27 protein-coding genes are annotated in these 25712 nt (G+C 65.7%); 2 read left to right on the top strand and 25 right to left on the bottom strand.

All coding sequences use genetic code 11. The features are described 5' to 3' along the window. Window positions 1-7 precede the first annotated feature (7 nt). From CGU35_RS13490 to cmtR, 4 genes are read right to left on the bottom strand one after another with little or no spacing between them, the layout of a single operon-like run. Entirely contained in the window at window positions 8-538 is a 531-nt protein-coding gene (locus tag CGU35_RS13490; RefSeq protein ID WP_036297873.1) for a signal peptidase II, read from the bottom strand. Then, on the bottom strand, window positions 535-1143 hold the full coding sequence (locus CGU35_RS13485; RefSeq protein WP_036297875.1) for a cadmium resistance transporter: 609 nt from the start codon (window positions 1141-1143) through the stop codon (window positions 535-537). The genes CGU35_RS13490 and CGU35_RS13485 overlap by 4 nt, the downstream gene beginning before the upstream one ends. Then, window positions 1143-3059 (bottom strand): heavy metal translocating P-type ATPase, encoded by a 1917-nt coding sequence (locus tag CGU35_RS13480; RefSeq protein ID WP_198519605.1) that lies wholly within the window; start codon window positions 3057-3059, stop codon window positions 1143-1145. The genes CGU35_RS13485 and CGU35_RS13480 overlap by 1 nt, the downstream gene beginning before the upstream one ends. Then, entirely contained in the window at window positions 3056-3415 is a 360-nt protein-coding gene (gene cmtR / locus CGU35_RS13475; protein WP_036297877.1) for a Cd(II)/Pb(II)-sensing metalloregulatory transcriptional regulator CmtR, read from the bottom strand. Before cmtR ends, CGU35_RS13480 begins: the two co-directional genes overlap by 4 nt. Before the next feature lie 167 nt (window positions 3416-3582). Here cmtR and CGU35_RS13470 point away from each other — a divergent pair, with 167 nt between their 5' ends. After that, the gene (locus tag CGU35_RS13470; RefSeq protein WP_232711314.1) at window positions 3583-5436 is read left to right on the top strand and encodes a heavy metal translocating P-type ATPase; all 1854 of its coding nucleotides are present in this window, start codon (window positions 3583-3585) and stop codon (window positions 5434-5436) included. Between the two features lie 9 nt (window positions 5437-5445). On the opposite strand, the gene ccsB is transcribed toward CGU35_RS13470, so the two are convergent. The 18 genes from ccsB to merA form a co-directional block, all read right to left on the bottom strand. Further along, window positions 5446-6492, bottom strand: coding sequence for a c-type cytochrome biogenesis protein CcsB (gene ccsB / locus CGU35_RS13465; protein WP_100812066.1), 1047 nt, complete (start codon window positions 6490-6492; stop codon window positions 5446-5448). A gap of 221 nt (window positions 6493-6713) precedes the next feature. After that, entirely contained in the window at window positions 6714-7652 is a 939-nt protein-coding gene (locus tag CGU35_RS13460; protein WP_100812065.1) for a cytochrome c oxidase assembly protein, read from the bottom strand. Beyond that, window positions 7649-9334, bottom strand: coding sequence for a cytochrome c biogenesis protein ResB (gene resB / locus CGU35_RS13455; RefSeq protein ID WP_100812064.1), 1686 nt, complete (start codon window positions 9332-9334; stop codon window positions 7649-7651). The genes CGU35_RS13460 and resB overlap by 4 nt, the downstream gene beginning before the upstream one ends. Beyond that, the gene (locus CGU35_RS13450) at window positions 9315-10082 is read right to left on the bottom strand and encodes a cytochrome c biogenesis CcdA family protein (protein WP_036297886.1); all 768 of its coding nucleotides are present in this window, start codon (window positions 10080-10082) and stop codon (window positions 9315-9317) included. The genes resB and CGU35_RS13450 overlap by 20 nt, the downstream gene beginning before the upstream one ends. Beyond that, window positions 10079-10684 carry a TlpA family protein disulfide reductase gene (locus CGU35_RS13445; RefSeq protein ID WP_036297888.1) on the bottom strand — a complete coding sequence of 202 codons (606 nt, stop codon included), beginning with the start codon at window positions 10682-10684 and terminating at the stop codon, window positions 10079-10081. The genes CGU35_RS13450 and CGU35_RS13445 overlap by 4 nt, the downstream gene beginning before the upstream one ends. Further along, entirely contained in the window at window positions 10681-11016 is a 336-nt protein-coding gene (locus CGU35_RS13440; RefSeq protein ID WP_100812063.1) for a DUF6804 family protein, read from the bottom strand. Before CGU35_RS13440 ends, CGU35_RS13445 begins: the two co-directional genes overlap by 4 nt. After that, a complete protein-coding gene (locus tag CGU35_RS13435) occupies window positions 11013-11549 on the bottom strand; it encodes a signal peptidase II (protein ID WP_100812062.1) in 537 nt (178 codons plus the stop codon). Before CGU35_RS13435 ends, CGU35_RS13440 begins: the two co-directional genes overlap by 4 nt. Next, window positions 11539-12213: a copper resistance CopC family protein gene (locus tag CGU35_RS13430; RefSeq protein WP_051513314.1), complete on the bottom strand. Its 675-nt coding sequence runs from the start codon at window positions 12211-12213 to the stop codon at window positions 11539-11541. The genes CGU35_RS13435 and CGU35_RS13430 overlap by 11 nt, the downstream gene beginning before the upstream one ends. Beyond that, the gene (locus tag CGU35_RS13425; protein WP_036297894.1) at window positions 12206-13117 is read right to left on the bottom strand and encodes a cation diffusion facilitator family transporter; all 912 of its coding nucleotides are present in this window, start codon (window positions 13115-13117) and stop codon (window positions 12206-12208) included. Before CGU35_RS13425 ends, CGU35_RS13430 begins: the two co-directional genes overlap by 8 nt. A 128-nt stretch (window positions 13118-13245) precedes the next feature. Further along, window positions 13246-13911, bottom strand: coding sequence for a DsbA family protein (locus CGU35_RS13420; RefSeq protein ID WP_036297896.1), 666 nt, complete (start codon window positions 13909-13911; stop codon window positions 13246-13248). Between the two features lie 99 nt (window positions 13912-14010). After that, a complete protein-coding gene (locus CGU35_RS13415) occupies window positions 14011-14451 on the bottom strand; it encodes a hypothetical protein (RefSeq protein WP_036297898.1) in 441 nt (146 codons plus the stop codon). A gap of 61 nt (window positions 14452-14512) precedes the next feature. Continuing rightward, window positions 14513-15418, bottom strand: coding sequence for a WD40/YVTN/BNR-like repeat-containing protein (locus tag CGU35_RS13410; protein WP_051513316.1), 906 nt, complete (start codon window positions 15416-15418; stop codon window positions 14513-14515). 89 nt (window positions 15419-15507) lie between these two features. After that, window positions 15508-16113 (bottom strand): DUF305 domain-containing protein, encoded by a 606-nt coding sequence (locus CGU35_RS13405; protein WP_036297900.1) that lies wholly within the window; start codon window positions 16111-16113, stop codon window positions 15508-15510. Between the two features lie 77 nt (window positions 16114-16190). After that, window positions 16191-16625: a DUF6153 family protein gene (locus tag CGU35_RS18840; protein WP_369122003.1), complete on the bottom strand. Its 435-nt coding sequence runs from the start codon at window positions 16623-16625 to the stop codon at window positions 16191-16193. Window positions 16626-16914: 289 nt separating this feature from the next. Beyond that, window positions 16915-18183: an IS256 family transposase gene (locus tag CGU35_RS13395; protein ID WP_100809674.1), complete on the bottom strand. Its 1269-nt coding sequence runs from the start codon at window positions 18181-18183 to the stop codon at window positions 16915-16917. A gap of 58 nt (window positions 18184-18241) precedes the next feature. Beyond that, window positions 18242-18622, bottom strand: coding sequence for a murein hydrolase activator EnvC family protein (locus CGU35_RS18620; protein WP_269800328.1), 381 nt, complete (start codon window positions 18620-18622; stop codon window positions 18242-18244). A gap of 354 nt (window positions 18623-18976) precedes the next feature. After that, window positions 18977-20446, bottom strand: a complete 1470-nt coding sequence (locus CGU35_RS13385) for an IS1182 family transposase (RefSeq protein WP_036294992.1) — start codon at window positions 20444-20446, stop codon at window positions 18977-18979. Between the two features lie 189 nt (window positions 20447-20635). Beyond that, complete coding sequence (gene merA / locus CGU35_RS13380) at window positions 20636-22012, bottom strand: mercury(II) reductase (RefSeq protein ID WP_069696261.1); 1377 nt, start codon at window positions 22010-22012, stop codon at window positions 20636-20638. 99 nt (window positions 22013-22111) lie between these two features. Here merA and CGU35_RS13375 point away from each other — a divergent pair, with 99 nt between their 5' ends. Next, entirely contained in the window at window positions 22112-22501 is a 390-nt protein-coding gene (locus tag CGU35_RS13375) for a heavy metal-responsive transcriptional regulator (protein ID WP_054682943.1), read from the top strand. A gap of 14 nt (window positions 22502-22515) precedes the next feature. Here CGU35_RS13375 and istB read toward each other — a convergent pair whose 3' ends face one another. The 3 genes from istB to CGU35_RS13360 are packed head-to-tail and all read right to left on the bottom strand — an operon-like array spanning window position 22516 to window position 25476. After that, entirely contained in the window at window positions 22516-23316 is an 801-nt protein-coding gene (istB, locus tag CGU35_RS13370; RefSeq protein WP_054682946.1) for an IS21-like element helper ATPase IstB, read from the bottom strand. Beyond that, window positions 23313-25007, bottom strand: coding sequence for an IS21 family transposase (gene istA / locus CGU35_RS13365; protein WP_054686999.1), 1695 nt, complete (start codon window positions 25005-25007; stop codon window positions 23313-23315). The genes istB and istA overlap by 4 nt, the downstream gene beginning before the upstream one ends. Before the next feature lie 37 nt (window positions 25008-25044). After that, window positions 25045-25476, bottom strand: a complete 432-nt coding sequence (locus tag CGU35_RS13360) for a flavin-containing monooxygenase (RefSeq protein WP_100812060.1) — start codon at window positions 25474-25476, stop codon at window positions 25045-25047. Window positions 25477-25712 lie beyond the last annotated feature (236 nt).

The following is a 25712-nucleotide window of genomic DNA, read 5'->3' as shown; positions in this document are numbered from 1 at the left end:
GGCCCTCTCAGTTCTCGGTGCCGCGGAGCATCAGGAGCGCTCCGGCAATCGTAGCGGTGACGATCACGATGTCGGCGAGGTTCCCGATGAACCAGTTGCCGTAGGCGAGGAAGTCGACGACGTGCCCCCGGGCGAATCCTGGTTGGCGGAAAAGCCGGTCGCCGGCGTGCGAAGCAGCGGCCCCGCCGAGCGCACCGATCACGATCGCCCACCCGGGGCGTCGGACCCGGAACGCGAACACGATCGCGGTGGCCGTGGCCGCGACGGCGATGAGAGCGAACACCCAGGTGAAGCTCTCCCCGAAGGAGAACGCCGCGCCGGGGTTGTACGCGAGCTGCAGGCCCAACAGGTCGCCGATCAGCGGGATGCGCTCGTGCTCCGACAGGGTGGCCTCGGCCCACACTTTCGTTCCCTGATCGATCACGACGACGACCACGGCGATCAGAAGCGCCCAGGCAGTGAGCCGCCAGCGTCCTCTCTGCGGACGCTCTCCCGACGCCGATGCCGACTCAACGTCGGTATTCGTGTCCGGGGTCATGCGAGGGCCTCGAAGAGACGGACGATAACGCCGGATTCAATGAGGATGAACAGGCCCAGGCCGATGAACACGACGGGGACGAGCCAGTGCTCGACACGTTCGAGCGTTTCGGTGACGGCCTTGTGGGTGCCGATCAGTCGCCCGGCAGCGCACCAGACGGCGACGAGGATCAGGAACACGACGATCATGACCGCGACGTCGCCGGGCGAGCTGGTGCGGAAGATCGGCGTGTAGAGGGAGATGTTGTCGGCCCCGTTGGCGATCGTGATCCCGGCGACCCCCCATAGTCCGACCGCGGTGATCTTGGAGTCGTCATCATCGTCGTCGCCGTTACGGCGCAGGCCGCGAATGAGCGTCCAGATGCCGATGCCGAGCGGGATCAGACCCAGGAAGCCGACCCATTCGTCCGGGACGATCGTGAGACCGAGCGCGGCGATCACGCTGATCACGACGAGTGTGATGAACCCGAGGTACTGGCCTGCGACGATCTGCCACGGTCGCGGCTTTCCCCGGCTGGAGGCGAGGAACAGCACGGTGAGCACGACGATGTCGTCGATGTTGGTCGCCGCGAACAGGCCGATCGCCGACCCGATGGTTGCGAGCATCAGCTTTCCATTCGTGGTGTGCGGGTGCGTGCGGCGCGCAGGCCGTTGAGGATCACGATGACCTCCGCGACCTCGTGGACCAGGACGACAGCCGCGAGCCCCAGGACCCCGAAGAGCGCGAGCGGGAGCAGTGCGGTGATGATCAGCAGGGACAGGATGATGTTCTGGTTGATGATCCGCCGGCCCCGCCGCGCGTGATCGAACGCCCGCGGGATGAGCCGCAGATCATGACCCGTGAAGGCCACGTCCGCAGACTCGATCGCCGCATCGGAGCCGGTCGCTCCCATCGCGATGCCGATGTCCGCGGACGCCAGGGCCGGGGCGTCGTTGATGCCGTCACCGATCATCGCGACCGATCCCGCCTTCGACAACTCGCCGATCGCGGTCGCCTTGTCCTCAGGGCGCAGCTCCGCGCGCACATCAGCGATCCCGGCCTGCGCAGCCAGCGCACGAGCGGTGCGGGCGTTGTCCCCGGTGAGCATCGTCATGCCGACGCCCTGATCCGCAAGCGTGCGGACCACCTCGGGGACTTCCGGACGCAGCTCGTCGCGGACGCCGATCGCCGCGACCGGTGCCTCGTCGCGGTGCACGATCACGACAGTCATGCCCTGCTCCTCAAGCCCTGCAACCCGGTCGCCGAGCTCGCCGGCGTCGAGCCAGCGGGGGCTGCCGACCGTGATACGAGCGCCATCGACGGTGCCGTCGATGCCGTGCCCGGCCTGCTCGGTCACATCCGCGGCCACGGGAACACCCGGGGCTGCAGCGGTGATCGCCGCCGCAAGGGGATGCGTGCTGTGCTGCTCCAGAGCCGCCGCCCAAGCCAGCGCCTGCTCCTCGGCAATGCCGTTCGCAGTGAGGACCGCGGTGACCGCGGGCTCGTTACGGGTCAGGGTGCCGGTCTTGTCGACCGCGACGTGCCGGACCGTGCCGAAGCGCTCGAAGACCGCGCCGGACTTGATGATCACGCCGAACTTGCTCGCCGCGCCGATCGCGGCAACGACCGTCAACGGCACCGAGATCGCCAGCGCGCACGGAGAGGCCGCTACCAGCACGACGAGCGCACGAGTGATCCATACCTCCGGGTCGCCCAGCAGTGACCCAATGATCGCGACGAGCGCTGCGAGAATCAGCACACCGGGTACGAGCGGGCGGGCGATCCGGTCCGCGAGACGCGCACGCTCGCCCTTCTCCGTCTGCGCTTTCTCGACCAACTCCACGATCGTCGTAAGCGAGTTATCGGTACCGGCCGCGGTCGCCTCGACCTCCAGCACGCCGGAGCTGTTAACCGCGCCGGCCGACACCGCGTCCCCGGGCTCGACCTCGACGGGGATCGACTCCCCGGTGATCGCCGAGGTGTCCAGGCTTGAGCGGCCAGAGCGGACGATCCCGTCGGTTGCGATCCGTTCGCCCGGGCGGACCACCATGACCTGGCCGACCGTCAACTCCCTCGCCGGCACCTGCGCAGAGACGCCGCTCTGCAGCACGGTCGCCGTCTCCGGCACGAGCTTCAGCAGCGCCCGCAGGCCGCCACGGGCACGGTCCATCGCCTTGTCCTCAAGCGCCTCAGCAATCGAGTACAAGAACGCCAGAGCAGCGGCCTCCTCCACATAGCCGAGGATGACCGCGCCGATCGCGCTGATCGTCATCAGCAGCCCGATCCCGAGCTTGCCCTTGAACAGCTTCCGAATCGCGCCAGGAGTGAACGTCGACGCGCCCAGCAGCAGGCCGATCCAGAACAGTACGAGCGCCGGGATCTTGAGCCCGGACCATTCAAGGATCAGACCAGCCAGGAACGCGACACCGGAGAAGACCGGCACCATGATCCCAGGGTCCCTCCACCAGGGCCGCTCCACCTCTTCGGTCTCATCCTCCGCCGCAGTGGCAGGCTCGTGCTCGCAGCTACACGCCGCGCTCACGCGTCCGCCCCTGTACCGCAGCAGCCCGGCACCGTGCACGACGAGTCCACACACGGCGCGTGCTCATCGACCGCCAGCGTCACATCCACGAGCGCGACGAGCGCAGCCGCAAGATGCGGGTCAGCGATCTCGTAGCGCGTCTGGCGACCCTCAGGCTCGGCGACCACGATCCCGCAGTCACGCAGGCACGTCAGGTGGTTCGAGACGTTCGAGCGGGTCAGCTCCAGCTCGCGCGAGAGCACGGCCGGATAGCTCGGTGCGTTCAGCAGAGTCATCAAGATCCGGGAGCGCGTCGGGTCCGCCATGGCCCGGCCGAGCCGGTTCATGACGTCGAGGCGCGAAGCAATAGTCAGCATGTACTGAACTATACAGCAAGCGCTGATCAATCATTGGTGATCAGTGCCCCACCATTCATTGGGAGAAGAGTCGGAAGCCGCTGAATACGCAACTCAGCAACAATCGGCGCTACCAGTATGAGGAGGTCCGCCCTGCCTGGTGGCGCGATCGTGCGCTGCTGCCCTCCGTGCTTTCTGGGGTGTTCCTGCTCGTCGGGTACATCTTCAAGTGGTCTGGGCTCGACATCCTCGCGTTGGCGTTGCAGTCGGCCGCGTTGGTGGCGGGCGCGTACACGTTCGTTCCCGGCGCTGTTCGGCGGCTTCTCCGCGGACGTCTCGGGGTGGGACTGCTGATGACGATCGCCGCGATCGGGGCTGTGCTGCTCGGCCACGTGGGCGAGGCAGCCACGCTTGCGTTCTTGTTCTCCCTCGCCGAAGCCCTTGAGGACCGTGCGATGGACCGCGCAAAGGAGGGCCTGCGCGCGCTACTATCCCTGATTCCAGAGACGGCGCGCGTCTCGCGCCTTGACAGCGATCTCACGATCCCCGCCTCGGAGGTGCGCGAACTCGACATCCTGGTTGTGGGTGCCGGCGAACGTGTCGCGACGGACGGTGTGGTCGTGGAGGGTCGCTCGAGTCTGGACACGTCTGCAGTGACGGGCGAGTCCATCCCGGTAGATGTCGCGCCTGGCGCGACGGTCGCCGCGGGTTCGGTGAATGGGGCGGCCACGCTCCGCATCGAGGCGACTGCGAATGGACGGGATAACTCGCTGACGCAGATCGTTGCTTTGGTGGAGCAAGCTCATGCCCGGAAAGGAGATCGGGCTCGGCTCGCAGATCGCATCGCGCGCCCCCTAGTGCCTGTAGTGCTGGTTGCCGCTGCCGCGATCGTCGTTTTCGGGTTCATCGTGGGGGATCCCGGGACGTGGGTCGAGCGCGCCCTGGTCGTCCTCGTCGCCGCGTCGCCCTGCGCTTTGGCGATCGCGGTTCCGGTGACGGTGATCAGCGCGATCGGCGCCGCATCAAAGTTCGGTGTGGTGATCAAGTCCGGCGAGGCGTTCGAGCAACTCGGCACCATTCGTACCGTGGCACTAGATAAGACGGGAACACTCACCCGCAACAGACCGATTGTCGCGGACGTGCGACCCGCCCCGGGCGTTACCCGCGAGGAGCTGTTGGACTGGGCTGCAGCGGTCGAGGCCACCAGCACACACCCACTGGCTGCGGCGATCAACCAAGCCGGAACGGGAGGCGCCTCCGCGACGAACGTGGTGGAGGACGCCGGCCACGGTGTCACCGGCCAGGTGGGCGACCGGGTCGTGCACGTCGGCAACGCCTGCTGGCTGGACCCCGGGGGGCTCCGCGTCGCCGCGGAAGAGATTGCAGCTCACGGCATGACCGTTGTTGTCGTCGAAGCAGACAGTCAGCTCGCCGGTCTGATTGGGGTGCGTGACGAGCTGCGGCCCGAGTCGGCAGAGACCGTTCGGATGCTGCACGCGCAGGGCATCGACACGATCATGCTCACCGGTGACAGCGATCGCACCGCGCGCGCGATCGCTGAGGAAGCCGGGATTACCGAAGTCCGGGCGGAGCAGCTGCCGAAAGATAAGGCCGACGCGATCGTGGAGCTCGTGGCGACGCATCCGACCGCGATGGTCGGTGACGGCATCAACGACGCCCCGGCGCTGGCTACCGCAACGGTTGGGATCGCCATGGGAGTGCGCGGTTCCGCGGCGGCGATCGAATCTGCTGACGTCGCCTTCACGGGCCACGATCTTCGCCTTATCCCTATTGCCTTGGCGCACGCGAGACGCGGTCGGCGGATCATGACGGCCAACATCGGCCTTGCGCTGGCGATTGTCGTTGTGCTTTTCCCCCTCGCGCTATTCGGGGTGATGGGGCTCGCTGGGGTCGTCCTGGTTCACGAGATAGCCGAGCTGATCGTCATCGCGAACGGCGTTCGCGCTGCGCGTCGCCCGGCTCTCGTTCGCAGCATGACTGAGTCAGCCGCCTCGCAGCCCGCACTCGCCTCGACGTCCTGAACCTGCCGATCAACTGAGGCCCGAGTATGAGTGCAGGCCCTTGAAGAAGATGTTGACGATGGTGAAGTTGAACAGCACGGTCATGAAACCGATGATGGACAGCCAGGCGGAACGCTTGCCCCGCCATCCGCGGGTCGCCCGGGCGTGGATGTAACCGGCGTAGAGCACCCAGATGACGAAAGTCCACACCTCTTTGGTGTCGAAGCCCCAATAGCGGCCCCACGAGTCGTTTGCCCAGATGGCGCCGGCGATGAGCGTGAATGTCCAGAACATGAAACCGACGATCGCAAACCGGTAGGACAGCGATTCCAGGGCGTCGGAACTGGGGAGTGCGCGCAGAAGTCCAGAGCGGGGAATGTCGGCATCGTCGGACGTAGCCAAGTCTCGCGTCTCGCGGCGCGCTTGCAGCAACTGCGTGACCGATATTCCGCATGCAATCGCGAAGAGTGCTGTGGCGAGGGACGCGACGAACACGTGGATCACCAGCCAGATGCTCTTGAGCGGGTCCATCAGCGGGACGACCTCCACGTAGAACGCGACCGCCGCCCCACCGAGAAGGAGCACGACCATTCCGAGGAGAAATGCACCCAGGAAACGCAGGTCGTACAACCGGAGGACGAGGAGGAAGACCGCCACGATCAGCAACGTCCCGGTGAGGGCGAATTCGTACATGTTCGCCCACGGAACCCGCTCGGCCGCGATGCCGCGTGAGACGGTGCCCGCCGCGTGGAAGAGAAACCCGAGGACGGTGAGCGCGGTGCCGATGCGCGCCCACAGCAGTCGGGGGCGCAGTCTTGGCGGCACCCGCAGGGCATCGATGACTGCTGGTTTCGCGGCGGCAGTGTTGGCGAAGTCTGCCACGCCGGAGTGGGGGGCGTTTGTGCCCACAGCGACGAGCGCGGGTAGGTGCTCCTGGAGGTGCGCTGTATCGGCGCGCGAGGCACGTTGCGCCAGGTCGATGGTGAAGGCGATGAAGGCTAGGGAGTAGGTGGCGATTGCCGTCCACACCAGCAGCAGTGAGATCCCATCGAGGGAAAGTGGGTCTGTTCCGGGCATTGAGTTGTTTCCAATCGTGAGGGCGAGGTCGGTTGCGAAGACGGTGAGTGAATCCGAAAAGGATCAATCCGGCTCCGGCGCTGATCGGCAGGAGGGTGGTGAGCCAGGCATCGACGATCGAGGCCGGAGTGAGCCGGGTTCGGGGCGGGACAGCGGTGACCCTGCCGTCGCCGGTGTCGGCGTCGCGTCGGGTGAGAGGCGAAGGTGAGCGAGAGCATTCGTCAGGTGTCCCTCTTGCGGAGCGTTTCGAGGTAGGCGTTGTAGGCGTCGAGATCGGGGTCGCCGTGTGTGTCGGCGTATCGTGCGGCGGCTGCGTCGCGGGTGGTGTCGTCGCGGTACCAGCGATGCATGACGAAGAGGAGCATCAGCAGGGTGGGTGCTTCTCCGTACGACCAGGCCAGCCCTCCCGCGATTCTCTGGTCTACGAGGGGGTCAACGCCGAGGGCGAGGCTGGATGCGGCGAAGTTGTCGATAAGAAGGCTTGCCGCGATCATCAGGAACACCCCGAAGAATGCGTGCAGCGCGGCTTCCGCGAAGACGTCGAGTGCTCGTCCCGCGTGATTGAGGTGCACGGGCAACGGGTCTGAGGAAAGCACGGGGATGGTGAACAGGATCCCCGCGATGAGGAAGCCGACCTCGAGGCCGAGATGACCTCCGGGCAAAGCGAGGATGAGGTCGGCGAAGTCGGCCAGGTAGAGACCGTAGAACGCGAAGAGATAGAGCGGCAGCGCGATCCAGGGGCTGAGGAGCCACCGCGCGAACCGGCTGCGAAGCCCCGCGTGAGCTATCTGGAGGACAATGCGGCCGGCGCCGTGGTGAGGGGTGGCGCGCAAGAGCAGCGTGCCCGGCGAGCCGAGGACCAACAGCGGTGGGATCGCCATCATGAGCGTGAGTTGCTGGAACATGAACACCGAGAACAGCGCGTACCCGTAGGCCTCGACTCCCAGCCCGGTGATGGCGGCGAGGCTGACGCAGCCCAGCAGGAAGCTGACTGTTCGCCAGATCGGCCAGCGCCTGCCCCGCGTCCACATCCGGATCGCGCCTACGAGGTAGACGACCGCAAGAGCTGCCGCGATAAGCGGCAACAGCGGGAACGGCAGCGGGACAGGGGAAAGGAACCCCATCAACGTGGGCGGTGCGTCCGAGATCCATTCCGTCATGGGCGTGGGGCTGCGTTCGGCAGGTCGGTGTAAGCGGTGGAGTGTCGCGATGCGAAGTCGCTGACGGCGCGGGAAAGGGCCGGGTCCTCTCCCCGCGCGAGACCGGCATATTCGACGTGAACCCCGTCCGGCATCAGACGAGCTTTGACCCAGAGGCGTCGGCGCGGGACGAACAGTCCGGCGAACAGCCCCAGGAGGGCGAGGATCGAGAAGACGAGCACCCAGACGCCACTGGGATCCCTCTGGATCTGTAGGGACGCGAACCGTTTCACCGGCTCGCCGACCTGTTCCGTGTCGTCCTCCCAGGTGATGGTGCCCCACCCGTTCGGCAAATCAGCGGTGCCTCCAGGGGTGAGCTCGAGGGAGTCCAGGCCGGAGTCAGCGCCGGTGAGCTGGGTGAGCCCGCCGACATCCAGTGTGTAGACCGACCGGGGTATCCCGTCATCGATGCCGAGATCGCCGCTGAACACATTGAGGGTGAGGACCGGATTCGCGACATCGGGGTAGATCGAGGTGAACGCGCCTGAGGGAAGTACGCCTTGCGTGGGGTAGAAGAAGCCGACGAGGCCGACCTGCTCCGGCAGACCGTCCGGGATCTTGATGATCCCCAAAGAGGTCATCGCAGAGTCCTGCGGAAGGAACGGCTGCGACTCGCTGTAGACCAGCTCGCCGTCGGAGTTGCGGATGGAGAGGGTGGGAGCATAGCCGTTGCCGAGAAGGTAGACCCGATCGCCATCAACGGTGATCGGGTAGTTCACGAGCACGCTCTCGGCGCGGTCGTCGTCTCCCGGTGTGCGGACGGTGACGTCCGCAGAGAAGTCCCCCGCCTGCCCGGCCCCAGGCGCGCCGGGGAGTCGGTACGAGACCTGGAAATCGTCGAGGGTGAGTGAGTACGGTGCGAGCACGGTCCCGTCGACGAACCGGCCGGGATTGAACGAGGAATAGTCGCTGAGCGCGTTGACGAACGTGGTGCCTTCCACCACGACCCGCTGTCCGGTATAGGCGAACCCGGTGCCCACGGCGACCGAGGTGAGCACTCCAACCAGGGCGACGTGGAAAACCAGATTGCCGGTCTCACGCACATAGCCCCGTTCGGCCGACACCGACGCCCAGCCCGCACCTTCGTAGCGGTGCACGCGATAGCCGGCCCGACGCATCTGACGTTCCGCGAGGTCAACTGCGAGCCCCATGGCGTCTGTGTTTCCGCCGACGACAGGCAGGGTTGTTTCCTGATAGGCCGGGAGTCGGGCAAGCCGAGCAGGGGTCCGAGGCGGCTGGGCCCGCAGTGCGGTGTAATGGTGCTTCGCGCGCGGGATCACGCAGCCGATGAGGGAGGCGAACAGCAGAAGGTAGATCGCGGAGAACCACGGCGACGAGTACACATCGAACAAGCCGACTGCGTCGGCCAGGGGGAAGACGTCGGGGTTGTTGCGCTCCCACTGGATGACCCCGTTCGGGTCTGCGCTGCGTTGCGGAAACAGCGATCCCGGAACGGCGGCGATCGCGAGGAAGAGCAACAGGACGAGGGCGGTGCGCATACTGGTCAGCTGACGCCACGCCCATCGCATCCACCCGACCAGCCCGAGAGAGGGGGCGACGATGTCGGCCCGATCGGTGTCGGCGTGATCGGGCGGCCGCAGCGGATCGACCGCACTATCGGTGTCAGAGCGGGGCGGGGACATTGATCACCACCTGCTGCAGTGTGGACATCAGCGCGGTCCACAGTCCGGTCACCATCAGCAGCCCCAAGACAACCAGCAGCGCCCCGCCGACGATGTTCAGGACGCGGATGTGGCGGCGGAGGATCGACACCGAGCGTGACGCCCACCCCCACCCGAGCGCGAGGAGAAGGAAGGGAATGCCGAGCCCCATTGAGTATGCAAGCCCGAGGAGACCCGCGCGGGCGGGGTCGCCGAGGTTCCACGACATAGACAGGATCGCTGCCAGCGTGGGGCCAATGCAGGGAGTCCACCCGACACCGAGTGCGAACCCAAGTAGGGGTGCACCGATTAATCCGGCCCGGCCTTGGACGCGGGGCCGCAGGGTGCGTTGTGCGATCCCGAAGAAGCCGATGAACACCAGCCCCAGCGCGATCACCACCACGCCGAAAATGCGGGTCAGGACGTTCGCGTATTGCAGCAGCAGGTAACCGAATGTGCCGCCGAGGATCGTCACGGACACGAACACCACGGTGAACCCTGCAATGAACAAACCCACTCCCACGATCATGCGGGCACGGTCCGCAGTGGCCGTGCGCTGATTAGTATCAGCAGCTCCCCCATCACCTACCGAGGTGCCACCGAGGTAGCCGAGGTAGCCAGGCACGAGAGGTAGCACGCACGGCGAGACGAACGAGACGAGACCGGCGAGGACGGCGATGGGGATCGCTACCCACAGGGCGCCATCGAAGACCAGCTGACCGGGATTCACGGAGAGTCCTCCGCGAGAGCGTCATCGACGAGGGTGGACAGGATGGATGCGGTTGCCAACTGCCCGATTATCCGGGCGGCGACCCGCCCGTCCCGATCTAGGACGAGTGTGGTTGGGGTGGCCTGGATGGGAGTGACCTGCGCGAACGCAAGCTTGACGGTTCCATCGTTCACGTCGATGACGCTCGGGTAGGTGACGTTGTTGTCCCGGGCGAAGGACAGAGCGGTGGCAGGCTGATCGTAGGTGTTGACCCCGAGGAAGGCGACGCCCTCGCTCTGGTAGTTCTGCCATACCTCCTCGAGGAGCGGCGCTTCGACGATGCATGGGCCGCATGCCGCATACCAGAAGTTCACGACCAGAACGTCCCCCCTGTAGTCGCTGCTGGAGACCGGTTCTCCGGTCTCGATGACTCCTTCGAAATCGACCGGATCGCCGCGCTCGCCCTCCGGGATCTCCACGACCTGAAAGTCGCCGGAGATGTAGCCCTTCTCACTCCCGTCCCGGTACTGCTCCGCGAGAGCGTCGTTGGCGGCGCATCCCGAGAGCACTATGGCGATGGCGAGCACCGTGGAGGGCCAGCCGATTCGCTCGCGCAGGCTCATGTGCGCGGCACCTTGATCAGCACACCCGCGACGAGGAACGCCACCGCCGCGAAGAACTGAGCGCCCGCCCAAACGGGACCGGCGAACGGCAGCGGGAACACGGGATTCCAGATTACGGCGACAGCGAGGAATACAGGCGTCCACCACCATTGGCGGGCTTGGATCGAGAACCATCCCACGATGGCAGCCAGGATGGCGGTGACGAACAGCACCAGGGTGAACCAGTCGTCTCCCACGAGGACGGGGGCAACGAACAGCACAGCCGCAGCTACGAGCCCGGGGGCGAACGCGTTCCGTTGAAAGGATGAAGCAACACGGGCTTTGTCGCTCACGGAACCACCTGCATGTTCGACTCGTCAGCAGCTGTGCTCGCGGGACGGCCTTCGCGAGTGCGCCGGGAGCGATTCAAGAGCGTCACGGCGAGAACGAGCGCGCCGGCGCCGAGGGCGATGTCGGCGAGATTGCCGATGAAAAGGTTCCCGTACGCGAGAAAGTCGGTTACCTCGCCGCGTGCGAATCCGGGGGGCGAGAACAATCGGTCGATAAGGTTTCCGAGCGCGCCCCCGAGGATCAGTCCGATTCCTGCCGCCCACCCGGCGCTGCGAGCACGCGTTGCGGCGACGACAAGGAACGCCATGGCGCTCGCGCCAAGCAGGGTGAGCAGCCAAGTTGCTTCGGAGCCGAGGGAGAGGATCGCCCCGGGGTTGAACGCCAGCTGCAGCCCGAGCAAGTCACCCAGGATGGGTATCCGCTCCGTCTCGCTCAGCCCGCCGATGGCAGCCGCCTTCGTTGCCTGATCGACCACCACTACGGCTGCGGCGACAATGCATGCCGTCGCGAACAATCGCACCTGGTTACTTTTCATGGGACGCGTCCTTACTTGTGCGCTCGGAATCCTGCTGCTCCTGTCGGTCGACCGCTTCCTCGTTGCGGAGTCGACGTTCGCGGGTGACCTTGAACACCACGATGAACCCCGCTCCGAGGATGATGACCCCGGTGAGTACTGCGAGGATCGGCAGGAGTGCTACACCTCCAAAGGGCTCGCTACCGCCGGTGTTGGTGGTTGTCTCGGCGGAGGTGATGGACGGTTCGGGCGCTTGTTCCGTCGCACCCGCGCCCGGGGTGCTCGCGTCGCTCTGAATCGGTTCGACCGTGTAGGTGTACTCGCCGCTGATCGGGTGGCCGTCGCCGGAAACAACCCGCCACAGAACGGTGAAGGCGCCATCCGGGGGGTTGGGTTCTAGGTGTTGCGTGATCGTGGTGCCACTGACAGTCGGGGCGTCAGTAGCGATGTTCTCGCCGCCGGGCGCGGTCACCTCGATGACCGCTGATTGCATGTCAGAGATGAGTTCGCCGCTGAATGACAGGGTGATCTCATCCGGCGAGACAGCGACCGTGGAATCTGCATCCGGGAAGGAGCCCAGGAGGTCGTCGTGCGCCTGCGCCGGGCCTGCCGCCGCGAGCGTGATTCCAGACCCGAGAAGGACTGCAGCGATGACGGAAAAGAGGTAGCGGCGGGATTTACGCATGGGTGGTGTGCTCTCCGGGGTGTGATTGCGGTTCGATCTGGAAGGTGGCGTGCTCGATGCTGACTGGGAAGTGCTCGGCGACACATTCCTGGAGTGCTCGCAGGAGCCGGGCGGACTGCTCCGGGGTGAGGGTGTCGTCGACCACGACGTGTGCGGTTAGCGTCGGGAGGTCGGTGGAGACTTGGGAGGCGTGCAGGTCGTGCACGGCGACCACCTGCGGGAGTTCGAGGATGTGTCGGCGTACCTCCGCCAGGTCAAGGGCGGGCGGGGTGGATTCGAGCAGGACGCTGCCGGAGGCGCGAAGCAGGATGAAGGTGCGTGGGATGATCAGGAGGGCGATCAGGATGCCGGCGATGGCGTCTGCCTGGTACCAGCCGAGGGTGGCGATCAAGATGGCGCTGGCGATGACACCGCCCGAGCCGAGTGCGTCATTGAGGACCTCGAGGAACGCGGCGCGCATGTTCAGGTTGCGTGTGCGACCGCTCATCAGTACCAGCAGGGACGCGATGTTCGCGACCAGGCCGACGATCCCGAAGAACAACAGGCTGCCGGATGCGATCTCGGGCGGCTCGAATAGACGTCGGATTCCTTCGACGAGAGCGAAGATCCCCACGCCCAAGAGAAGGGCGGCCTGGGCGAGTGCACTGAGAACCTCGGCGCGCCGGAGCCCCCAGGTGTGCCGGTCGGACGGGGGACGGTTCATGAGGTTAGCGGCGGTAACCGCCATCGCGAGGCCGATCACGTCGGTGAGCATGTGCCCCGCATCGACCAGCAGCGCGAGGCTGCCGGTGATGATCGATCCGATCACTTCGACCACGAACACCGCCAGGGTGATCGAGAATGCGATGAGCAATTTATTGCGGGGGGTCGCTTCGCTCATGTCGTGGCTGTGTCCTGCGCCCACGGTTCGCTCCTTTCAGGGGCGGTCGATGATCTGACGGGCCATCGCGATCGCTTCATTCCTCGCCCGCGTCGAGACGTGAGGTCGGTGGCGAGCGTCTACGATTGCCTGCGGCTCGGCTCACGCCGATTTCAGTCGGACGCTCCGTTGACTGCTTGATCGATCGTGTCTTCGAGGTCATTCCACTGCTGCAGCTCCAGAAGTGCCCCGTCTACGAAGAATGTGGGGGTGCTGCTGACGCCGAGCGCGCGTCCGTCGTCGAAGTCCGACTGCACCCGAGCCAGCGTGGCTGGGTCTGCGACTGCCGCGTCGTAGACGGCGAGGTCGAGCCCCAGTCCCTCGGCAAAGCCTCTGAACATATCCGCGCGGGATTCCTGCGACTCGCCCCATTCGGCTTGAGTCTCGAACAGTCGCTGATACATCGCCTCGAACTGGTCCTGCTGCGCAGCCGCTTCGGCCGCGAGCGCGGCGTTCGTGGAGTTGGTGTGCCCGGGCAGCGGGAAGTAGCGGATGACGTAGGTGATCTCGCCGTCGAACTTTTCCCGTATTTCTTCCACGATCGGGTAGAACGCGCCACACGCCTCGCACTCGAAGTCCAGGAACTCCACGACAATGACCGCGCCATCACCTCCGTCGTCGACGACATGCGAGTCGGGGCGCACCACCGAGACAACCCCGGCGTCGCCTGTGAGGGCCGAGGGCTCGCTCTGGTTCACGAGGGCATAGATAATTCCGGCAAGTACCAGAACGACAGCGACAGCAATGGCGATCAATGTCGCCTTTACGGGGGTTTTCACGAAGCAACTCCACACACTCAACACGCGAACGGCATAGAAACGGATGCCTCCGGCGGACGGCCGGAGCGAGACGCCATCACCAAGACGGCGCAGCGAGTATCAGGTTCGAGAAATGCTCAATTGCGTAAGTGAAAGTGCTACCTTGCGAGGCAGGGGCGGCGCGAGGAGGAGTACGCGGGTCATCGCGAGCGCGACGTTGGCGTGGGTTGGGCGCCCCCGCGAATGGAACCAATTGGTCGCCATCAGCACGAGAAGAAGCCCGCACAGCACTCCAAATGCGCACACCGCTATTCCCCATAGGGAATCGGTGCCCGAGTATGTGCTAACGATCGTCTGAACGGCCGGAGCGGGCGCTTCGACGTGTGAATCGATCAGCGCGACGCCGACAGGAACCGGCGCAGCGGCCTCCTGCTCGGAGTGAGTCGACACCCACGCGCCGAGGATGAGAAAGAACGCGAGCGCCACGCTCGTAATGATCTTCGTTATCAACAGGCGTTCGGACAAGATTGACGAGGGTCGGGACGACACCGGGGCGATCATGTCCTCCTCACCCTATCAACGTTCAATGGTGCGCTAAAGGTGCTCCGGCTTAGGCGCGCATTCACGACGCGATCAGGGTCACCCATGACACACCGAAATCCTCCGACGCGAGCACTCCTCGATCATCGGCCGCGAGAAGCATTCCGAACTCGTCCAGATAGCTGAACGCCTGCGCCGTACCCGAGAGAGCGCCCCCGGAAACCCATTCCGCGGAAGGTCCGTCCTGGTAGCGAACCGTGCCAGCGAGGTCGACTCCGACGAGGCCTCCGTCGTTCCGGGCGGCGATGACATACATCACGGGCGCCTGGGGGTCGGTGACGAAGCTCTCGCCGCCGTCAGAACTCACCGCCAGCCCCGCTTCCGTTGTCGCGTTTAGCGTGCCTCCGCTGCCGGGGGACACGACAATGTCGCGGGCCTGCACGGGGGGAAGGTCGACCCACGTCTGGCCGCCGTCGTCGCTGCGGCGCAGCGCCTCGCCCTGCAGCCCGTATATGGTTTCGGATTCCTCAGACGCGGCACTCAGGTCGTGAAAATCCGCTACCCCGGCAAGCGACACGCTCCGCCAGGTGAGGGCGCCGTCGTCCGATTGAACCAAGCCCACGTTCGGACTGCCGAAACCCTCCGGTGTCGCGGGCCCAGGATGCCCGGAGGCGTAGAGAGTATCGGCTGTCGAGGTGATGCCCATTGCATCGAATTCCCATCCGCCGACAAGCTTGGTCAGTTCTCCATTTCCGTCTACGGAGTCGAGACCATAAATGCCGGCGTGGGTCGCGATCAAGATGCCGTCTCCGTCGGGATTGTCGACTATGCCATGGACGTGTTGGAGCTCGGCGATGCCTTCCGGTGTTGTTGCGTCGGGTGAGTTGCTGCAGCCGACGAGCGTCAGCGTGGCGATGACGACTGTGACAGCGAGGCGGAGTTGTTGACTCCCGCCTCGCTGAGAGCGATGTTTGGACGTGCGGGTCATGAGCGCTTTCTGGCGAAGAGGGGTAAGCGAGGGGTCGCCAGTTTCACGGCGACCCCTCGTAATGGCAGGTGGCTACGGGCACGAAGCGCTTAGAGCTGCGTGAGCAGCTGCTCCATCTCTGCGATCTCCGCTGTCTGATCGTTGATGATCTTCTGCGCAAGTTCCACGGCGTCCGGGTTCTGCCCATCCGTCAACTGCGCTTGCGCCATCTCGATGGCTCCCTCGTGGTGCACGATCATCTGCTCGAGGAACAGCGAAGATGCCGCCGGTCCCGAGGCGTCTTCGAGAGCGGTCATATCCTCTTCCGACATCATCCCGCCCATGCTGTCCATGGAGCCCATGGAACCCATTGTCTCCCGGCCCCAAGACGCGAGCCAACCGTTCATGGTGTCGATTTCGGGTTGCTGCGAGGCTTTGATGCGTTCGGCGAGAGAGATGACCTCGGGCGCGACGTCGTCTTTCGCGAGGAGAACGTCGGACATTTCTATCGCCTGCTGGTGGTGCATGATCATTTCCATCGCAAAGGAAACGTCGGCGTCGTTGAAATCGACGTCCGTCGCCTCCGCCGACATGCCTGTCGATGGCTCGTTGCCATTCATGCCGTCCATGCCGTCCATGCTCGTGCCGGTACAGCCGGCAAGAAAAAGTGCAGTGGCAACTGTTCCTGCTGCGAGCAGGGTGGATCGAGTGCGCATTTCTTGTCCTCAAAAGTTCGTCGTTTGTGTTGGGTGAAGCCGTGGTCAGAGCGGGCTGCGTGGTGGCAGCTACCCGTTCACGTTCGACTGATGGAGAGGACGTTCAGGTCAGGAGGCTCGGGTGGCGCACTATCTTCGACACGGCGGCTTATTCGAGGAGAAATGAGGTGCCGCGGGAGGACGCGCATGGCCTTCGGGCGGACGCCGACGAGGAGGGCGCCTACCATGAGGGCCACTACGCACGCGAGCATGGACATCATGTCCCCTGTCGGGCACATTGATGAGCAGTCTCCTGCGGTTTCTTCGAGATCCGTTGACGCGGGCTTGTCGTGCGTCAACGACTCCGAACCAACAGCGTGTGCCTGAGTAGAGGCGGGCACCGAATGTTCGGCGGTACCGCCCATCCCATGCATGGACAGTAGCCCAACGATGATGAGTGCGGCGCCCAGAGTCGCGAGAAGAAGGGGGCGGATATAGCCGACGCGGCGAGTGAGGGCGACGCGTAGATGCATCACGCTCATGTGCGAAACCTTTCGCCGAATCCGATTATCGGCGGTTATACCGCCACGGGGTATCTTACATTCCATTCCTGGTGAGTCGGCTGGTACCGCCGCCTCTAGCTGCCAGATCAGATAGAGATGCCGCGCTCGCTCATGAATGGTTCCGGGTTGATTCGTTGCCCGTTTCGCCACACTTCGAAGTGCAAATGGCAACCCCGCGACAATCCGGAGTTCCCTTCCCGCGCAACGGTCAAGTCCCGTGTTGTGGTGTCAATCCGGCTGCTTCCTTGATGGGTGAGGGTCAGGCGGTGAGGAACAGGTCGGGGCGCTCAGGCTCGGCGTGGTCTTGGAGTGTGTGGACGAGTTTGCGCATGGAGATGTCGGAGAGGTAGCGGCGTTCACCGTATTGCCATTCCTCGTGCTGCTCCTGCAGGACGGCGCCGATGAGGCGGGTGACGGAGTCGCGGTCGGGGAAGATCTGCACGACGTCGGCGCGGCGTTTGATCTCACGGTTGAGGCGCTCGATCGGGTTGTTGGACCAGACCTTCTGCCAATGCTCACGCGGGAGCGGCGCGAATCCGGTGAGGTCTGCTTCGGCAGCATTGAGCATGTCTGCGATCTCCGGGAACGACCCGCGGAGGGACGTGGAGACCTGGTGATACTGGGCGATCACGGCCTCGGGGGTGGTCTGCGCGAAGATCGTCGAGATCAGCGCGTTGACGGGCTTGGAGCGTGCCGATCCGAGCTTCTGGGTGACGTTACGAGCGAAGTGGACGCGGCATCTCTGCCAGCCCGATCCGGGGAGGATCGCTTTGACGGCGGCTTTGATGCCGGCGTGAGCGTCGGACGTGACGAGGGTCACGCCGAGCGGGTCTGTGTCGGTGGAGACTTTCAGACCGCGGTCGCGGAGGGAGCGGAGGAACTCGGTCCAGAAGTCCGTCGTCTCCGCGTCGCCGAGAGCCATCCCGAGGATCTCCCGACGGCCGTCGCCGCTGACCCCGGTCGCGACGATGAGGGCTTGGGAGAGAACCCGGCCACGGTGGCGCACGTCGAGGTAGGTGGCGTCCAGGAACAGGTACGGGAACCAGGTGTGATCGAGCCGGCGGTGCAGAAACTCGTGCACCACCTCATCGATCTCGGAGCAGATGCGGGAGACGGTGGACCGGCTGATGCCGGTGTCGTTGCCCAGCGCGCGGACGAGCTGGTCGACCTTGCGGGTGGAGACTCCGTCGATCCAGGCCTGGCAGATCACCGCGTAGAGCGCCTTGTCGACACGGCGGCGTGGGCTGAGCAGGCTCGGGAAGAACGACCCCTCCCGCAGCTTCGGAATCTGAATGTCGACCTCCCCCGCGGGCGTGGCGAGCGTCTTCGCGCGAGCACCGTTGCGACGCGTGGTGCGCTCCGCCGTGCGTTCGTAACGGGCCGCGCCGATCTTCGCGGTCGCTTCCGCGTCAACAAGGTCCTGCAGCCCCGCCTGCAGCATCCGACGGAACACGTCGGAATGGGCGAGGTCAGGATCGGCGAGGACTTCTGCGATCAGGGTCGTCAAGGCAGACTGATTCTGGGTCATCGTGGGATCTCTTCTTTGCTTCTTGGCGGAAACAACTGGTCATCCCACGATGGCCCTCCTACGTCAACGACGACGAGAACCCCGCAGGAATTGACACCAAGCTACGAGACGCACCCCGCGCAACCAACTGGCCCGCTGCGACCTGTTGCCCGTAGCTCACCAATATCCCGCCCTGCTGAAGGTGCGAGTATGCCGTCAATATGCCACCGCCATGATCGATGCGGACGTGCTGGCCGAACGCTCCATATGTCCCGGCGTATGCAACACGACCCGCACTCGCCGCAAAAACGCCAGCCCCGCAGCCCGTCGCCATGTCAGTGCCGTAGTGATAGCCGGTGCAATAACCGTTCTCGCAGATTGTCGCGCGCGCTCCGTAACGTGATGTCGGTCGCCCGCCGGACGGTCGCGCCCAACCCGACTGCCCGATCTGTCCTGCCATGCCGCCGCCGCTGCCGCCCCCGCCAGCCGCAGCCGCTGCCTCGGCTGCACGCCGTGCCGCTTCCTCAGCGCGTCGTCTCGCTTCCTCCTCGGCGCGCCGTCGAGCTTCCACGCCGGCCTGGTAATCCGCCACGGTGCGTGCCGTGGAATCCTGTAGTGCCGCGAGCTGAGCCTCTAGGTGCGCGGGTCAGAATCGGGTGGCGTGGCGCGCGGCGTTGACTCTGGCATCGCGCGCTGACGGTCGCGAACGGGAACGGGCGGGCCGTTGCGGTGTGAGAGCGTGCGGGATCGCACGGCGAGGGGCTCGTGGCGACTGTCGGTGCGTGCTGTGACGCCCAGGGACCCCTGGGGAGGCCTATGCGGGCGCCAGCCCGGCGGCTGTAGCGACGCGGAGCTTGCGGAGGTTGTGGCAGATCGTGTGGAGTAGCCATTCGCCTTGGGCGCCGGCGAGTCCGCGTAGCCGGAGCTGTCCGGCGTTTTGCCGGGTCTTCATCTGCCCGAACGCGGGTTCAACGATGGCTTTGCGGCGCGCGTAGTCGGTGCGGCCCTGCTCGGTGCGCAGCGCGTGCGCCATCCGCTCCCGCCGGCTCGCGTCCTCTGGGGCCGGGTCCGGGGCGCCGGCGGTAGGGAAGCTCTCGCCGTGACGTTGCCGTCCCGTCGCGATCAACACCTGTGCGTCCAGATCGTCGGCGGCTTCGAGGTTGGCTTCCGAGCAGTAGCCCGCGTCAGCGAGGACGACCTCTGGGGAACGCTCGATTCCTGCCGCGTCGAGGTTCCGTAGGGTCTGCTCGGCCATCGGGACGAACTGCTGGATATCGGTGGCCTGCTGGGTGACCTCGGCGCTCAACACGATCTGGTGGCCCTCATCGACAACGGCCTGCGCGTTGAACGCGTAATCGAAGCCGCGGACCGTCTTCATCATCCGCGCCTCAGGATCGGTGAAATTGCGTTGCGCTTTCGGCTTCGGCGCCGCCGTGTCCACCGCAGTCGCGACGGCCGCGTCGGCCTGCTCAGGGGGCTGACCGGCGGCGTCGGCCTTCTTCCGCGCCACGGCTGCCGCCTTCTCGGCGGCGTCGGCCTCGATCGCGTCCTTCGCGGCACGTAGTTTTGCCAGGCGCCCCTCACGGCGGGCCAGCTCCGGGGCGACCTCGTCCCCGCGCCGGTCCTGGCCGAACTGCTGATCCTCGGCCTCATCGACCGCCTCCGCCTCGGCGAGCAGCGCAGCGACCTCGGCTTGGAGCTGATCGATCTTCGGCACGATCCGGTCATAGCTCATCGCCTTATGCCGCGACGCGTTCGCAGCCAGCTTCGTGCCATCCAGCGCGACCCGCCCCAACCGCACCAGCCCCGCCTCCGCGCAGACCCGCAGCACCTGCAGGAACAACCCCGGCAGGGCATCCAGGTGACGCCGACGAAACCGGGCCAGCGACCGGTAGTCGGGCGCCTGGTTGCCCGACAGCCACCGGAAGGCGATATCGCGCTTGCAGCGCCGCTCCAACTCACGAGACGAGGTCACGCCCGTCGCGTACGCGAACAGCAGCAGCTTCAACATCATCCGCGGGTCATACGGAGGCGCACCCGAGGCGGACGCGTACGACGCGTAGACCGGCGTCAGATCCAAGAGCTCTTCGACGACCTCGGAGATGAACCGGGCCTCATCATCCTCGTCCAGCCAGTCATCCAGACTCGGCGGGAGCAGGAAACACTGCCCCTGGTCATACCCACGGAACGTCTTGCCCGCACCCGCCGGTGCAGCCGATCCCGGCGCCCGCGCCTCACCCGGCTCGACCTCGAACAGACCCTCCAGGCTGGCAGTCACCGTCATGAATCGATTCTCCCAGCACCCCGCGCTATCCACCGGATTCACCCCGGCGCGTTAACGGAAGGATCTGACCCACGCACCTAGCCGCTACGCGCCCGGATCGTCAGCCGCACTCTGGCATGATTTTGTCAACCTGATTTGGCCCCGGGGTGACGGCTAGAACTGGCCCCGGGTGTGTGCTGCTGTTTGCTGTTAGGCGCAGCAGGAGGTGGGGAGTTCGTTGCGGAAGAGGTTCGCGGTGAGTCGGATGCCTTCGGCCATGGTGAGGTACGGGGCCCAGGTGTCGGCGAGTTGGGTGACGGTGAATCCGGCTTTGATCGCGTAGGTCGCGGCGAGCATCATCTCGCCGGCGGTGTCGGCGAGGGCGTGGACGCCGAGGACTTTGCCCGTGTCGGCGTCGGCGACGATCTTGATGCCGCCGCGGGTGTTGTGGTTGGCGATGGCTCTGGGCACGTCGGACAGTCGGAGGTAGCGGCAGGCGCATCGGTAGCCGGCGGCGAGGGCTTCGGCTTCGGTGATCCCGGCCGAGGCGAGTTGGGGTGAGGTGAACAGGACGGAGGGCAACCCGGTGTAGTCGACCTGCTCAGAGTGACCGAGGGCGTTGTGTGCGGCGATCTTCCCGGTCCTCGCGGCGACGTACACGTACTGAGGCACATCGGTGACGTCGCCGGCGGCGAACACCGCCGGGTTCGTGGTCCGCTGTTGTTCGTCGACAATGATGAAGCCGCGGGTGTCGGTCGCGATGCCCGCAGTGGCGAGGCCGAGCCCGTCGGTGCGGGGGGTGCGGCCGGTGGCGACGAGGACGCGTTCACCGGTAGCTACTTTCCCGGTGCGGGTGAGGACTCGGACCAGGTCGTCGTGTGGGGTGATCGTTGCGGCGCGGTCGCCTATGACGGTGATTCCGTCGGTCAGGAAGGCTTTGCGGAGCTCGGAGGAGAGTTCTGGTTCGGCGTGCGGGGCGAGCCGGCCGATGATGGTGACCTCGACCCCGAGCCGGGCGAACAGCTGGGCCTGTTCGAGGCCGACGAATCCGCCGCCGATCACCACGAGCGAAGCGGGCAGCTCGGTGAGTTCCATCGCCGTGGTCGACGTGAGGTAATCGATCTGCTCGAGGCCGGGGATCGTTGGGATGGTCGGTTCGGCGCCGGTGGCGATGAGATACGACTTGGCGCGAACCGGTCGTCCATCGACGAGCAGTGTTGAGGGATCGGTGAATGTTGCGGTGCCGGGGAGGATGTCGAACCCGTAGGCGGCGGCGATGTCGGCGTACTTGGTCTGGCGGAGCATGCCGACCAGCTCATCCTTCTGCTGCACGAGCGCGCCGAGGTCGACGGCCCCAGCGGAGGTGGCGGCGCCGGGGAACGGGTTCGTGAGCGCGGCGTGGCGGGTGTGCGCGGCCGCGAGGAGGGTCTTGGAGGGCACGCAACCCACGTTCACGCAGGTGCCACCGAGCGTGCCCGATTCGATGGCGACCACGCTCGCCCCCTCGAGTCGGGCGTGGATCGCCGCGGACATCGCCGCGCCGCCCGTCCCGACCACCGCAAGATCGAACTCGTTGTGCTGAGTCATGATGCCTCCTCGGGTGGACCGGGCCGCACGTGCGGCCCTATGCGACAGAATGGACCTTCAAGCATGCTTGAAGGTCAAACTGACGGTGGAGGTGTCACGATGCGGATCGGAGAACTCGCGGAGAAGGCGAGGACGAGACCGTCGACGCTGCGGTACTACGAGGAGCGCGGGCTGCTGCAACCGCCGGAGCGCACCCCGGCCGGGTACCGCAGCTATGGTGACGAGACGGTGCAGCGGCTCGAGTTCATCGATCGGGCTCGCGCGGCGGGGCTCACCCTTGCGCAGACCGCGGAGATCCTCGATGTTCGCGACACGGGTGGTTCGCCGTGCGCTCACGTGCTGGATCTCCTTGACCGCCGGCTCGTGGAGATTGATGAGCAGCTCGAGCAGCTGCGCGCCCTACGAGGGAGCATCGTCGAGCTTCGGGCGCACGCGACGGCAACGGCGTCCGAAGCCTGCACGCCGGAGTCCATCTGCCGCTACCTCTGATGACTTTCGGATCGCTACTGCCGCTGACGGGTGTGGTTGAGGCGGTACGAGGTGGTGCCGGTTTCGATGATGGTGCCGTTGAACGTGAGCCGGTCGACGATTGCCGCACACAGGCGCGGGTCAGTGAAGGTCTTCGTCCACCCGCTGAACGACTCGTTGGATGCGATCGCGACGGAGTTCTTCTCTTCCCGCTCTGTGAGGACCTGGAACAGGAGTTCGGCGCCGCGTCGGTCGAGTTCCATGTAGCCGAGCTCGTCGATCAGGAGCAGGTCAACGCGTCCGTACCGGTTGATGGTGCGGGTGAGTTGTTTCTCGTCGGCGGCTTCAACGAGCTCGTTCACGAGCTTCGTCGCCAGGGTGTACCGGACGCGGAAGCCCTTCTCTGCAGCGGCGGTGCCGAGGCCGATGAGGAGATGCGACTTCCCGGTGCCGGAGTCCCCGATCAGACACAGCGGATCGCCGCGGCGGATCCAGTCCCCGTTCGCGAGCGTATGGATCGTTGCAGGGTTGACGTTCGGATTCGCGTCGAAATCGAAGTCCCCGAGCCACTTGTTCCTCGGGAACCCGGCTGCCGACACGCGGCGGACAACGGACCGGCGGTCCCGGTCGTCGCACTCGGCGAGGAGGAGCTCGGCAAGGAACCCTTGGTAGGTCAGCTGCTCACGTTCCGCGGCCGTGATCGCTTCGTGCATCACCGCCCGCATGGTGGGTAAACGGAGCCTGCGGCAGGCTTGGTCAACTGCGGCCGCGGCGGCTTCTTCGGTCAGCCCGCGCTGCCGACGCAGGGTCGTGGTGACATTCGTGGGGTTGCTCATGATCCGGCGATTCCTTCTCTCTCATCGGTGACCGGCGGTTCTGGTTCGGAACGTCGGTTAAGGAGTTCGTCGTAGTGCGCGACGGATGGCAGTGGCCGCCGGTCGGCTGGGAGTCCGGCGATCACCGCGGCCGGATCCATGAGGCGACGCTGGGTCAGGCTGACAACTCGTTGCACGTCACGTCGTGGTTGTTCAACGCGATGACGGTCTGACTCGGGCCCGGCGGCGTGCAGTCGGGCTTCGACCGCGACGACGTCGGCGGACACCGCCCCGACCGTGAGGGCGGCACGGATCCCCGCGATCACGTCGACGGTTCGCATGGTCCTGTGGAGCAGGAGCACATCGATCAGAGCCCTTGTGCCGGCGCTGTCGCCATCGACCTTCCGCGCTTGCTGCCAGAACGCGTCATGCGCTGTCGTGAACACGCCGGCTTCGCGTGCACGGGCCAGCGCGGTGGACCCGGGCAACGCGCCGGGCTTGCGCCTGAGGACCTCGAGGTAGTGGTCAAGGTTGATCGACTCCCCGCCGCGGGCCACGACCCGCTCGTGCCGAGCGACCTCGGCGTGGCCGTCGAACACCACGAGTTCAGACGCCCGCAACGAGACCCGCACCTTCCGCCCGATCAGACGGGCGGGCACGGAGTACCTCGCCATCCGCACGGTGATCAGGCTCGAGCGGTCTACCCGCGGGTAGAGCACCAGGCCAGGATCGAACCGCTCGCCTGGCAATGGCGTAAGGCGGGCTTGTTCGTCGATGAAGTCTTGCCCGACAGTGCGGATCCGGGTGTTGATGCGTCGCTCGTTGTCGCGGGCGTCCCACCGGCGGATCTGCTCGTTCAACTCGGCGAGCGAGTCGATGACCGGCATCGGCGACAGCCAGGTGCGGCGAAACCGACCAACTTCGCCTTCGACGCCACCCTTCTCGTGGGCGCCGTCGATTCCGGGCTGGCAATAGAACGAGTCGAACCCGTAGTGCGAGCGGAACAGTACCCATCGGTCGTTCTCTACTCGGCTACGGCCCTTCCCATACAGCACCGTCTGTACCGCGGCAGTGAGATTGTCGTACCGGATGTGCCGGGTCGGGATCCCACCTATCTCGTCGAACGCGTCGATATGTCCTTCCAGGAACGCTTCCTGCGATTGCGTCGAGTACACCCGGTGCACCGCCTTCCCCGAGTGCGAGAGCCGGAACGTGAACATGTGGCACTTCGTTTTCACCCCGCCAAGGATCACCCAGACCTCGCCGAAATCGACTTCGGCTTCCTCACCAGGTGCGTGTTCCTGTGGGACGAACACCTCGACGCGGCGCCCGGCTGCGGCATCGATCTGGGCACGACGTACGCGCACGTAGTCGCGGACCGTCGAGTACGACAGTCCCGCCGCTTCGTGCTCGTCGACCAGCCGCGCGAGAACCCTTGTCGCCGTGTGCCGCTGCTTACGAGGCGCGTCCAGATCCTGAGTGAGCATCGCGTCGATCACCGCCTTGTACGGCCCCAGCCGTGGAGACATCCGTGACGGTATCTTCCGCGGCGGCGGAATTGGCGACGCCAAGGCCTGCCGCACCGTGCGACGGTGGACCCCGAACCTGTCTGCCAACGCGCGCACCGATAGCCCGTCGACGCGCGAGGCACGGCGGATATCCGCGAACAATTCCACTTTCGACCCCTGCCGGGCCCGCTCATCCTGAAGCAACACGAAACACACGCTCAGGTGGGGCCAGATCAAACCGTCAGAACCGCCCCGGCAAGTCAGAAAGTGGGGCCACTCCTAGGTACTCGTCGCCGTCCTCGGTGCCGACGGTCCATTCGAGGGCGTCCTCGTCCCAGCGCGCCGACTGCACGTTCGTCTGCAGGCGCACGCCGTCACGCAGTCCGTACCGCTCGGCGACGTGGTGGAGGTAGGCGAGGATCTCGGGCTGGCCGGCGTACTTCTCCGTCCAGACCCATTCCTGCTGCAGCTCCTCGTCGAACGAGAAGGAGTAGTCGAAGCTCTCCACGTCGCAGCGGGCGCCGGGATAGCGGTTCCAGTACCAGGTCCCGCCGATGTCGCTCCCGCGCTCGAGCACCACGGCGTCGAGCCCCTGCCTGCGCGCCCGGATCAGGGCGTAGAGCCCTCCCACTCCCGCGCCGACGATGACCAGCTCGTGTCTGAAGATGCCCATTCGCGGCTTCCCTTCCTCTGCTTCCTCGCAGAATCAGCCTCACACCTGCCGGGCCGTCGCGGTTGCGTCAGCGCGTACAAGAGTTGTGCCCGCAGTGCACGAGCGGATCGACCCGGTGCGCCGCCCCGCGACCCCTGGCAGACTGGATCGTGCAGGGCCGCGAGGCCCCCGGGATCCGCGCCCAGTGGGGGACGGATCCGCAGAACCGTTTCGACAGGGTCATTCGACGAGGAGAG

The organism is Microbacterium sp. BR1, from assembly GCF_002812725.1.
Lineage (GTDB): Bacteria > Actinomycetota > Actinomycetes > Actinomycetales > Microbacteriaceae > Microbacterium.
The sequence above is the reverse complement of the archived record's forward strand: the minus strand, read 5'-3'. Positions and strand labels throughout refer to the sequence as shown.